The following is an 11,969-nucleotide window of genomic DNA, read 5'->3' on the forward strand; positions in this document are numbered from 1 at the left end:
TTGTTTTTAAAATCCTATTGAAAAACCAACTCTGACTTCTCTTGGCGGATAATAATAATGTGGTCTTGTGTAATAATCATCTGATGAATGAACCCCCGGAATCTTACCAACCCATTGATCAACCACAATACCTTCACCCCTTTGCTTTGCAAGTGTGTATTGCGCCGTCCCAGTGTCATCGTAAACATATCTTTCATTAAGTGTGTCAAATAAGTTATAAACTTTAACAAAGAAACTCCATCTCAATCCAAACCACTTGAACAATTTCTCAAACATCATATCCACTTGAATTCTAGCTGGCTTCCTCTCGCTATTTCGTCTTAATTCAAGGCGATTGTTCGTAACATACGGAGTGTATGGAAGCCCAGAGCCATATTGTCCGATAAAGCTCAAAAGCCAGTTGTCTTGAATTCCTATGCTCAATGTTCCGTTCAAAGTGTGCGTTTGATCCCAATCAAGGTAAACAAGAATTTTTTCTGGCTCTCGCCCAGATTTCAAATCTATAAAGAAAGCATCTGGATTTGGATCGTTACCCTCAGCAACTTGATAAGTATAATCAAGTGTTGCAGCGATGAGTTCGCCTTTCAATCTACGTTTTACAAGTGAAAGTGTAAATCCTTTGATGTTTCCGTAATCTTTATTGACATAAAGATTGTAAACTTTCTCCTGACTTATTCTCGTTCTCTGCAATGCCAGAAGATCGCGAACATCTTTGTAGAATCCAGTTATATTAATTGCAAGATTATCTGTTAATTGCTGTTGTAAACCGAACTCATAAGCAACGGTTTTCTCCGGTTTTAAATTAGCATTTCCGAAAGTAGGTGTCCCAACAAATAATGCAGATTCAAATTCTGGGTTCGTGTAAAGATAAGCAAACGGTGGCATCTGCAAAAACCAACCATAGGAAAAGTGCAAAATTCCCCTATCAGTTATCGGATAAGAGACACCAAGTCGTGGACTTATCTGATGTTTTGGAGATGCCCTTGCAATCAAAGTATCACGAACAATCATCGGCGGAATCGTTGGGTCGTTTGGATCAGGATAGAAAATAAATCGTGAATAATCCGCTTTCGCATCAAAGTAATCATACCTTATACCAAAATTAACAATCATATCTTTATACTCCATCTTGTCCTGAGCGTAAACGGAAAAAATAACAGGTCTTCGTGTATATCTGTTGTGATATGGTGATGTAATGTCTGGAATCGTTGGCTGAAGATATTTAACTGTATCTCTCAAAACTGTGAAATAAACAAAATCAAGTTTATGCAAACGAATTTCAAAACCCGTTTTTATCTCGTGGTAATTTGAAACCTGACTTGTTATATCAAACTTTGCCATAAATGTCCTTGAATCTCTATAAACATGGTCGTTTTGTGTCCCGCCGAAATAAAAAGTAAAACTTGTCGGTCTTGCTAATCTTTCAATCGGCTGGTATCTTGGATCAAGTGGATCTTCATAAACATATTGTCTGAATTTTTGATAGTTATAAGATGCTTTGAGTTCGTAAAATGTTTTATTACTTATAGCGTGAGATAATGTGAAGCCAACTTTATAGTTTTCATCGTGATATTGATAAGTTCCATCTGGATTATATTTAAACAAATGATTGTATGTCTTATACCAACTTCTGTCGTAAAGTCCGTCAATGTTTAACTTAATGGTTGGTGAAATTCTAAATGTTAATTTCGCCGTTGTATTCAAATTCCTACTTGGATTCATTGGAACAATTGCACTATCTCCCGTCATCGGAATCTTCCAGTTATTCGCATCATTGAAGTTAGGTTGATCGCTTGGTTGATGCTCTCTTACTCCATAAAGCCACCCTTTGTTTTGTTCCCACCTTAATGATGTAAAGAAAGAAATCGTTTTGTTAAGCAGCGGTAATGGACCGCCAAGGCTAAATTCAACAACTGGATTATTAAGTGGATCAACTTTATCTATGTTGAAGAATATATTTTTATGCCTGCTCACAAAATCACCAGTATATACAAGCAATTCACCGGTATATTTTTGTCCTCCTTCTTTTGTAACTATATTAACAACACCGCTCATTGCGTTTCCGTACTCAGCATTAAATGTTCCACTTACGACCGTCATTTCTTGGATTGCATTTCTTGCTATTTGCATTCCAAGTGTATTAAAAAATGGATCATTTATTGAAAGTCCGTCAATTGTATAAGCGATCTCGCTTGTTCTTCCGCCTCTTATATGAATATCACCGCCAGCACCAACGACAACGCCAGCTTGGAGAGTTAAAACTCTCTGAAAGTTTTCAACAGGTAATTCACGAATTTGTTCAGCATCAACAACCGCTTGTGAAGATGTTAAGTCCGCTCTTACAAGTGGACGTTCAGCTTCAACAACAACAGGCGGAAGACCGATTGCCTCTGGTTCCATTTCAAAATTTAAAGTCGTTGTCAAATCAGCTGAAACCTTAACATTTTTAACCGTTATTTTTCTATAACCGACCGCAGAAACAACAACAGTGTAAGTTCCAGGCGGTATATTCGTGATAACATAATATCCATTTATATCGGTAGCTGCACCAAGCGTTGTCCCTTCAAGAACTACATTCACACCAGGTAATGGTTCTTTTGTTTCAGCGTCAATTATTCTACCCGCAATTTTACCTTTTGTCCCACTATAAAGCCAAGTAGCAACTGAAATTAAAGCGAGTAAAAGCATAAAATAACGCTTCATCTCAAATCAACCTCCTTAGTTTTTTACTTAATGATAGCGAATTTAGTTAATTTTTGCCCGATACATGGAGCATCAAATTTTCTCTTTTTTCCTCTTTCAAGTTTAAAATGTTCCTGCAAAATCTCAATTGCTTTTTTCTATCTGAAAGTTTAGTTTGCAAGGATGAGAAATTAACAAAAACAATTAAACAAATCATCAAAACACTCAAAATTCCCCCCAAATTGCGTGCGAAAATCCGTAAACTTTGATTAGTGATAACGAAGTGCTTTGAACATATCATTTTGCACGGAAAATTTTTGATTATTATGACAAGACAATCTAATTCTTTCCTAAATATAAAAAAGCACGATAACTTTGTCAATAAAAATCTGTTCAAAATTCCACCGTCAAAAAACTCACATCAACTCACGCCTTTTGCTCAAATATCTAAAAAGCGCAACATCAAACGGCGTTGCCGTATCCATAAGTTCATAATCAATCCCGTTGGCTAAACATTCAATTCTATATCTTTTTATAAACTCATCAATCGCACGCTGATAATCTTTTCGTATGTAAAGCGACTGCGTCATTATCTTCTCCGATGTTTCCATATCTTTAAACAAAGCATCAACATTGAAATCAAAATTTCTCTCAACAGGGTCAAGTATCTGAAAAACGATTATCTCATTCTTCTTATGTTTGAAATGTTTAAATGCACTTATAACCTCATTCTGATCATCAAGCAAATCACTTAACACAATCACAAGCCCCCTTCTTTTTATTCTCTCTGCGACAAGATGAAGCGATTTGGCAGTGTTTGTCTTGCTCCCTGGCTCCGTCCTTTCAAGTTCAGAAAGTATGACATCAAGATAACTTCTCACAGATCGTGGTGGCAAAAACTTTCTTATACCTTCATCATAAATCACAAGTCCAACCGCATCTCTTTGCATCATCATAAGATAAGCCAACGCCCCAGCAAGATAACATGCATAATCAAACTTTCTTACATTATCACCCGAAGAATATGCCATTGATCCACTCGCATCAAGAATTATATAAGCCCTTAAATTTGTTTCCTCTTCAAACTGCTTTATAAAATATCTATCAGTTCTGCCGTAAACTTTCCAGTCAATATATCTTGTCTCATCCCCCGGAGAATACTGCCTGTGCTCGGAAAATTCAACGCTAAAACCATGATATGGACTTTTGTGAAGCCCGACGATAAAACCCTCAACAACAAGCCGTGCTATGAGTTCAAGATTTGAAAGTTTTGAAACGACTTTCGGATCAAGATATTTCCTATGATTTTCCTGCATCTTTAAAAAATTTATTTTTAACCAAGTTGAACCAGAAAAACTCCAGCAACGACGAGCGTCCCTCCAATTAAAAATGGCAATGTTATAGGATTTCCAAAAATTAACATTCCAAGAATCGCAGTTATTATCGGCTGACCGTTTGTAAAGACAACAACTTTACTTGCCTCTATCTTCCCAATGGCATAATACCAGAGAAAATAACCAAAAATTGATGTTCCAACACCAAGATAAATAACTCCAAGCCACGAACCAAATGAAACACCAGAAAAATCAATCCTTAAAAAATCATATAAGCCGACTGGAAAATAAATCAAACTCCCAACTATTAAAGCAATCCCCGTGACATAGACAGCACCATATTTTACTATCATCGGTTTCCCAAGTATTGAATAAAGAGCCCAGAACATCGCACCAAACATTATTATAATGTTGCCCTTTAAATACTCAATGTTCAAATTCACTCCATGCTCGGCAAAAACAATTCCTATCCCGATAAAACTTAACAAAACACCTGAAACTTTGTAAAAGTTAATTTTTTCCCCCAAAAATAAAGCGGAAAATATCAACGCAAAAATTGGCGTCATAGCATAAATCAAAGATGCATTCCCAGGGGTCGTGTATTTTATCCCAAATATAAACGCACCTTGATTCAGCGGAACTGCAAGAAGACCCAAAATGAAAAATTTAAACTTGTCCTCACGAGCAATTCTAACTCGTCTGTATTTTGAAAAAGAAATTAAAAACCCAAAACCAATCCCTGCAATTCCCGATCTCAAAAGCGTAAGCGTCATCGGTGTAATTTCCTTTACAACCGCTTTTGCAATTATATGCGTTAAACTTGCGATCAATGTCTGTATCGTGAGCCAGAAATAAACCATCTCAAAAAATTATTTCGTTTCAAATAAATCAATGATTTCTTCGCAACTTCCGACAAAAGCACCTTCTTCCAAAGCCAACTTAACAAATTCCTCATAAACAAAATCCCAACCCCAAGAATCAAACTCATCATAAACCGTATTATGAAACAAAACTGTCATCACGCCACCAAAAACCTTAACAACCCGAAGCAACTTAACAACCTCACTCAATATCTCCTCAATTGACTTAACATTTTTCCCATACTGATAAACCGCATCCATAAAGACAATTGGAATCTCATAAATTTCCATCTCAACATTTCCATCAACATCAAAAATTTTGAACGGAAAAGCATAACCACACCTGAAACCCTGTCTTGATGTAAAACCAAGTGTTGAATCATATTTAAAACCAAGTTCGCTCTGAATAAACGGTGTTATCTTAAAATTGTATCTCAAATAATGCTGTCTTACCCCAAAAACATTTGAGCCAACAAATTCCAAAATTTTCTCTTTCTCGTTTCTCATCAATTCAATTTTATCAAAAGCATCAAAACTTGGATGAAGCCCAATTTCAAATCCATTTTCCTTCAACTTGCGAACAAATCCAAACATAAACTCATCCCATTTGTATCTTGCGTCATACTTTGTCGCACCACCAGATTTGAGAAAGAAAGTTGATTTTACTCCAAACTTATTTTCAAACTCAAAAATTTTCCCCATCCCTTCACGATATGGATCATAGCCCTTTAAAAAATAATAAAGAAACTTTGCAAATCGTTCTCTTCTCTTTTGAATTTCTTCCCTCCCCATTATAAACTTATTCACAATCTCATTGTAAACTCCAAATGGCGACCATTTCCTTAACACATCAACATCGTGCGTCAAACACACAGCAAAATTTTTGCCTTCCCAATCTCTTTGCTTGCTTACGACATCAATTTTCTCAAGAAATTTTTTCAGGATGAAAAAATAAAAATTAACAATTGGAAGATCAGAAACGCCAAGTTTTACGAGAAGATTTTCATCATCGGGAAAACGCCCGAAGTCATCTCTTTTAACTTTGACTCTCTCATCCCACGAAGAAAGAAAGTAAAAAGCACAGGATAAAATGTCAAAATTTATTCTCAAAAAATCATCAACTTCAAAAATTGGTTCACCAGTTACAAAAAAGACGGGAAGTTTGAAACCTTCAAACTCAACTGGGACAAGTGGAGTTTTTAGATTAACAAAATGAATTGTTGCAATTTCATATAACTCATCATACGATTTCCGTCTCTCAAAAAGTTCAATCGCTTGAGTGCTTTTTCCGATTGAAATGCTTTTATCCCTTCGCACAAAATTTGAGCCATAATAAATCAACGGTTCATTATTTGATACATCATCTATTGAACTCACAATATCAAATTCAATTCCATAAACGAGCGAAAAATTTTTCAAGACATATTCAATCCTTCTCCTGTGCGAATCATTATCAACATCAAGAAAAACTTTCACCTGCATAATCTCCTCACTTAACACTTACACTGCTTAAAGAAACGAAATCATAAAGCGGAAATCTCTCGCAAAGTTCCCTTACCTGCTCTCTCACTTCTCTATAAACATTTTCATTGCCGATGTTGGAAATAACCTTATCAATCAACTCAGCGATAAATTCCATTTCCTGCTCTTTCATTCCGCGCGTCGTAAGAGCTGGCGTCCCAAGACGAATTCCACTTGTGACAAGCGGACTTTTATCATCAAATGGAACCATATTTTTATTCACGGTTATCCCGGCTTGTTCAAGCGCCTTTTCAGCCTCTTTGCCTGTTACACCTTTATTTCTCAAATCAATCAAAATCAAGTGATTATCTGTTCCACCAGAAACAAGGTTATAGCCAAGTTGAATTAATTTATTTGCGAGCGCTTTTGCATTTTTTATGATTTGAGCGGAATACTCCTTAAACTCTGGCTTTAAAGCCTCTCCAAACGCAACTGCTTTCGCTGCGATAACATGCATCAAGGGTCCACCTTGAATCCCGGGCATAACAACACCATCAATTAATTCAGACATCATACGGAGACGATCACCTTTCGGAGTTTTAACACCAAATGGATTTTCCCTGTCTTTATACATCAAAATCAAACCACCGCGGGGACCTCGCAATGTTTTATGCGTTGTTGATGTCACAATATCGCAGTATGGCAATGGATTGTTAAGTAGCCCCGATGCAATAAGTCCTGCTGGATGGGCTATATCTGCCATAAGATAAGCGCCAACTTTATCTGCTACTTCTCTGAATGCTTTGTAATCATAATCTCGCGGATAAGCACTTGCACCGACAATTATCATTTTCGGCTTCTCACGTTTTGCGATGTCCTCAACCTCGTTCATATCTATCATTCCTGTTTCCTTTGAAACGCCGTAAAAAACAGCGCGATAAAGTTTGCCTGAAAAATTCACCGCCGACCCGTGCGTGAGATGTCCGCCGTGCGCAAGATTTAATCCAAGAATTGTATCTCCAGGTTGCAAAAATGTAAAATATGCAGCCATATTCGCTTGACTTCCAGAATGCGGTTGAACATTGGCATATTCACAATTAAAAAGTTTCTTTGCTCTTTCTCTCGCAAGATTTTCAGCTATATCAACAAATTCACATCCGCCGTAATATCTTCTTCCGGGATAACCTTCCGCGTATTTATTTGTCATAACTGAGCCCATCGCCTCAAGCACAGCCCTTGAGACAAAATTTTCACTTGCGATCAATTCAAGTGTATAATTTTGCCTTTCAACCTCGCCAGCAATTGCGTTGTATATTTCTGGGTCTTGCTCTTTTAATGTTAAGAACATAACTTTGGATAATTTTGTTTTGATTTACAGATAACATCTCTTTTTTGCCTCAAACTTCAACCAGTCACGAAAATCTGGATGCGCGATCTCAATTAACGCTTTCGCTCTTTCTCTTATACTTTTGCCGTGAAGATAAGCAACTCCGTATTCAGTTACAACATAATGCACATCTCCACGAGATGTCACAACCCCAGCTCCTTCCGTCAAGACAGGGACAATTCTTGAAATAGTTCCATTTTTTGCCGTGGAAGGCAAGGCTATTATCGGCTTCCCGCCTTTTGAGCGAGCAGCTCCACGAATGAAATCAACCTGCCCTCCAATCCCACTGTAAATTTTATGTCCTATTGAATCAGAACAAACTTGACCCGTCAAATCAATTTGCAAAGCAGAATTTATCGCAACCATCTTCTCATTTTGAGCAATTATAAACGGATCATTCACATAATCGCTCGGATGAAATTCAAAAAGAGGATTGTTATCAATGAATTCAAAAAGCTTCTTAGTCCCCAAAACAAAACTTGCGATAACTTTTCCCCTGTGTAAAGTTTTTTTCTCGTTATTTACAACGCCTGACTCAATCAGTGGCAGAAGACCATCGCTGAACATTTCGGTGTGAATCCCAAGATCTTTTTTATCTTTCATAAAAAGCAAAACAGCGTCAGGAATCCCACCAATCCCCATTTGCAATGTTGAACCATCTTCAATTAACTCCGCAATGTAGCCCGCAATTTTACGATGAAGGTCTGTAATTTCCTCTTTTGGAAGTTCAAACAAAGGTCTATCTGATTCAACAAAGTAATGAATCTTGCTCACATGTATGAAGCTATCCCCAAGGGCTCTTGGCATGTTTGGATTTACCTCTGCTATTACAATTCTTGCGGTCTCAGCTGCTGCTTTTGTGCATTCAACACCAACGCCAAAACTACAAAATCCATATTCATCTGGTGGTGAAACTGTTATAAGTGCAACATCTATTTTGTATTCACCACTGTAAAACAATTTTGGAATTTCAGATAAAAAAATTGGGACAAATTCAGCTCTACCGTCATTTACCGCATCCCTTACATTTGCACCCGTGAAAAAAGCACGATGCTTAAAATGCCCCTGCATTTCAGGAGCAACATAAGGAGCTTCACCAAATGTTAAGATATGTGCTATCTCAACATTTTCAAGTTCGTCTTTTCTTGCAACAAGTGCTTTTATAAGTGGTTCAGGAGTTGCACATCCGGGATGAACCCAGACCTTATCTCCTGATTTTATAACTTTAACAGCTTCTTCTGCTGTGACTGTTCTTTCTTTAAAGTGCTTTGTCCAGCTCATAGGAGTTCTTCTATTTTTTTATATTCAAGATTGAAAATTTCAGCGATGTTTTTATTCGTGCAAAAACCAGCGTGAGTGTAAATTCCTTTACCAAACGATGGTCTCTCCCTCACTGTTTGTGAGAGCCCCTTTTCAGCAATTTCAATTATGTAAGGCAAACTAACATTCGTGAGAGCATAAGTTGCGGTTCTTGCGACATTTGAAGCCATGTTCGGAACACAATAATGAATCACACCATACTTAACAAAAACAGGATTTGCAATTGTCGTCGGTCTGCTCGTTTCAACGCATCCACCTTGATCAATTGAGACATCAATTATAACTGAACCCGGCTTCATCTTCTTAACCATCTCCTCTGTGACAATTTTCGGGGTCAAAGCACCGTGAATTAAAACCGCACCGATCAAAACATCGGCGAATTGAACTGCTTTTTCAATGTTATAAACATTTGCAATCGCAGTTTCAACTCTTTTGTCAAAAAGTTTTTCAACTTCACGAAGTTTGTCAATATCTTTATCAAGGACAACAACATGAGCCCCGAGACCAAGAGCTGCTCTTATAGCGTTTTGCCCTACAACGCCAGCACCAAGTATCACAACCGTCGCAGGTGGAACTCCGGGAATTCCTCCGAGAATAATTCCCCTTCCACCATCCTCATTTTGTAGGTATCTTGCTGCGACAACAATTGCCATTTGCCCAGCGATTTCACTCATCGCTTGAAGAATCGGAAGTCGCCCATCCGGAAGCTCAATTATCTCATAACCAATAGCAGTGATTTTCCTTTCAAGCAAAATTTCAATAAATTTCCTCGGCGCAACAGCAAGGTGAAGAAATCCAAACAGTAGATGTCCCTCGCACAAATAATTATAATCTTCTTCCGTCGGGCGAGCAACCTTCACAACCATTTGTGCTCTTTTATAAACCTCCTCCCTTGAAAAAACAATCTTCGCCCCCATCTTCTCATATTCAGCATCACTGAAACCGCTGTATTCACCAGCGGATGATTCAACATAAACTTCATGCCCACGCTCAACAAGTGCTTTTACCCCGGCAGGTGTAAGTGCTACTCTTCTTTCAAAAATTTTTTGTGTGTCAATGCTTTCTTTTGGAATTCCGATGTTCATCGCTGTTCCAAATTTTGATTTTTTCTCCATCAAATATACGAAAAACTTTTCACAAAACATTGAAATAAAGAAATTAACACCTCAAAATATCCACACCCCGAACCCGCTTTCATCTTTGACTTGACAAAAATTAACCCCGAAATGAAGCAATTATCAACTCTGCGAGAAATTTTGCATCTGGCTTGGGATTGTATTTCATCGGATTTATATCAACTACAAGTCCAAACTTTTCACATTCCTTCAATGTCGTATCACCAATCACAGCGATTTTCTGCCCGTTGAACTTTACATTTCCAAAAATCTCAAAAAAATTTCTCACGCTTGACGGACTAAAAAAAGTTATAACCTTAATTTCGCCATTTTCAATCATCTTTTTAACCTCTTCTTTCATCTCATCGCTCACATCTGGCTTTATCGTTTTATAAACAACCACATCATCAATTTCAAAGCCGAAATCTCTCAAAATTTTGATGAAACTTTCATCAGCAAGATTCCCGCGCGGAAATAAAAATTTACGCCCCGAATTTTTATCAATAAGAATTTTTTCAATCAAACCCTCTTTATCCGACTTTTCTGGCAACTCATTAACTGTCAAACCGTATTTTTCAATCTCCTTCTTCGTCTTAACCCCAACAGCATGAAAATTTTTCGCTTTCAAAACTTCAATAGGAAAAAATTTTAAAAACCTATCAAAGAAAAACTTAACACCATTTGCACTTGTGAAAATTAAATCAGTGTAGTCATCAATTTTCTTAATCTTCGCATCAACTTCATCCCACGAATCTGGCTCCGTTATTTCAATGGTCGGGAAAAACACTGGGACGAATCCAAATTCAGCAAGATATTCGGCAAATTCACCCGCCTGCGACTTCGCACGCGTTATTAAAACTTTCATTTTAAGAACTTAACTTTCTTATCTCATCAAGTATCTTCGCTCCACCTTGTTCAAGTAATCTTTGAGCGAGTTCAAAACCAACTTCTTCAACATTGTTCCCAATTTCTTTTTCAATTGAATCGCGAACTAAAAAAGTCCCGTCAAGATTGCTTATCATCGCAGAAAGTTTAATTTTCCCATCCTTTAAACTCGCAAAAGCGCCAATTGGAATTTGACATCCTCCTTCAAGATACTTTAAAAGTGCTCGTTCGGCTTTTGTTGCAAGTTCCGTTTCAGAATGATTAATTTTTCTGACTATCTCAAAAATTTTTTCATCCCTTTCTCTGATTTCAACTGCTATCGCTCCCTGACCAACTGCGGGCAAAATCACATCCGTTGATATAATCTCCGAAACTCTTCCCAAATAGTTCATTCTGCTAACACCCGCAAAAGCAAGCACCATTCCATCCCAATTTGATTCGTCAAATTTCCTAAATCTCGTATCAATGTTTCCACGAAGATCAACGAATTTAAAATCCCCTCTGAAATGGAGAAGTTGTGCCTTCCTTCTTAAACTTCCTGTTGCTATCGTTGCACCAGTTGGAAGTTCGGAAAGTTTTAAATTGTTTTTAGAAATTAACACATCTCTTACATCTTCTCTCTCGGTCACTGCTCCAATTATCAAACCATCGGGCAACTTCGTTGGAAGGTCTTTTAAACTGTGAACTGCTAAATCAATTTCACCGTTCAAAAGTTCAATTTCAATCTCACGTGTGAAAATTCCTTTATCACCAATTTTTGAAAGTGGTGAATCAAGAATTTTGTCACCTTTCGTTTTTATTATCTTGATCTCAAATTCAAGGTCGGGGAAATTTTCTGAAAGTTTTTTCTTCACAAATTCCGTCTGCCATAGAGCAAGTTTGCTTCCTCTCGTCCCGATGATTATTTTTCTCATTCAAAATTTAA

The 11,969-nt window shown here is 37.3% G+C and carries 9 protein-coding genes; all 9 read right to left on the minus strand.

Annotated features, from left to right (window positions below):
• Window positions 1–6: 6 nt before the first annotated feature.
• The 9 genes from AWW83_RS01620 to hemC all read right to left on the minus strand — a co-directional run bounded on the left by AWW83_RS01620 (window position 7) and on the right by hemC (window position 11,958).
• Complete coding sequence (locus AWW83_RS01620) at window positions 7–2,703, minus strand: TonB-dependent receptor (RefSeq protein WP_092347461.1); 2,697 nt, start codon at window positions 2,701–2,703, stop codon at window positions 7–9.
• 395 nt (window positions 2,704–3,098) lie between these two features.
• A complete protein-coding gene (locus AWW83_RS01630) occupies window positions 3,099–3,998 on the minus strand; it encodes a DUF58 domain-containing protein (RefSeq protein ID WP_092347467.1) in 900 nt (299 codons plus the stop codon).
• Between the two features lie 17 nt (window positions 3,999–4,015).
• A complete protein-coding gene (locus tag AWW83_RS01635; RefSeq protein WP_092347470.1) occupies window positions 4,016–4,876 on the minus strand; it encodes a DMT family transporter in 861 nt (286 codons plus the stop codon).
• A gap of 9 nt (window positions 4,877–4,885) precedes the next feature.
• On the minus strand, window positions 4,886–6,358 hold the full coding sequence (locus tag AWW83_RS01640) for a DUF7033 domain-containing protein (protein ID WP_092347473.1): 1,473 nt from the start codon (window positions 6,356–6,358) through the stop codon (window positions 4,886–4,888).
• 7 nt (window positions 6,359–6,365) lie between these two features.
• Window positions 6,366–7,685, minus strand: coding sequence for a serine hydroxymethyltransferase (glyA, locus tag AWW83_RS01645; protein ID WP_092347476.1), 1,320 nt, complete (start codon window positions 7,683–7,685; stop codon window positions 6,366–6,368).
• 24 nt (window positions 7,686–7,709) lie between these two features.
• Window positions 7,710–9,005, minus strand: coding sequence for an acetyl-CoA hydrolase/transferase family protein (locus AWW83_RS01650; RefSeq protein ID WP_092347479.1), 1,296 nt, complete (start codon window positions 9,003–9,005; stop codon window positions 7,710–7,712).
• The gene (ald, locus tag AWW83_RS01655) at window positions 9,002–10,159 is read right to left on the minus strand and encodes an alanine dehydrogenase (protein ID WP_234697219.1); all 1,158 of its coding nucleotides are present in this window, start codon (window positions 10,157–10,159) and stop codon (window positions 9,002–9,004) included. Before ald ends, AWW83_RS01650 begins: the two co-directional genes overlap by 4 nt.
• Before the next feature lie 100 nt (window positions 10,160–10,259).
• The gene (locus tag AWW83_RS01660) at window positions 10,260–11,024 is read right to left on the minus strand and encodes a uroporphyrinogen-III synthase (protein WP_092347482.1); all 765 of its coding nucleotides are present in this window, start codon (window positions 11,022–11,024) and stop codon (window positions 10,260–10,262) included.
• A 1-nt stretch (window position 11,025) separates the two neighbouring features.
• On the minus strand, window positions 11,026–11,958 hold the full coding sequence (gene hemC / locus AWW83_RS01665; RefSeq protein WP_092347485.1) for a hydroxymethylbilane synthase: 933 nt from the start codon (window positions 11,956–11,958) through the stop codon (window positions 11,026–11,028).
• Window positions 11,959–11,969: the final 11 nt, after the last annotated feature.

Source organism: Candidatus Chryseopegocella kryptomonas, from assembly GCF_001536065.1.
Taxonomy (GTDB): Bacteria; Bacteroidota; Ignavibacteria; order Kryptoniales; family Kryptoniaceae; genus Kryptonium; species Kryptonium kryptomonas.

What these genes read in the sequence shown, in the direction of transcription:
- ald (WP_234697219.1), bottom strand. Translation starts at nt 10,159, where the DNA reads ATGGAGAAAAAATCAAAATTTGGAACAGCGATGAACATCGGAATTCCA.
- AWW83_RS01640 (WP_092347473.1), bottom strand. Translation starts at nt 6,358, where the DNA reads ATGCAGGTGAAAGTTTTTCTTGATGTTGATAATGATTCGCACAGGAGA.
- AWW83_RS01630 (WP_092347467.1), bottom strand. Translation starts at nt 3,998, where the DNA reads ATGCAGGAAAATCATAGGAAATATCTTGATCCGAAAGTCGTTTCAAAA.
- AWW83_RS01650 (WP_092347479.1), bottom strand. Translation starts at nt 9,005, where the DNA reads ATGAGCTGGACAAAGCACTTTAAAGAAAGAACAGTCACAGCAGAAGAA.
- AWW83_RS01660 (WP_092347482.1), bottom strand. Translation starts at nt 11,024, where the DNA reads ATGAAAGTTTTAATAACGCGTGCGAAGTCGCAGGCGGGTGAATTTGCC.
- AWW83_RS01620 (WP_092347461.1), bottom strand. Translation starts at nt 2,703, where the DNA reads ATGAAGCGTTATTTTATGCTTTTACTCGCTTTAATTTCAGTTGCTACT.
- AWW83_RS01635 (WP_092347470.1), bottom strand. Translation starts at nt 4,876, where the DNA reads ATGGTTTATTTCTGGCTCACGATACAGACATTGATCGCAAGTTTAACG.
- glyA (WP_092347476.1), bottom strand. Translation starts at nt 7,685, where the DNA reads ATGTTCTTAACATTAAAAGAGCAAGACCCAGAAATATACAACGCAATT.
- hemC (WP_092347485.1), bottom strand. Translation starts at nt 11,958, where the DNA reads ATGAGAAAAATAATCATCGGGACGAGAGGAAGCAAACTTGCTCTATGG.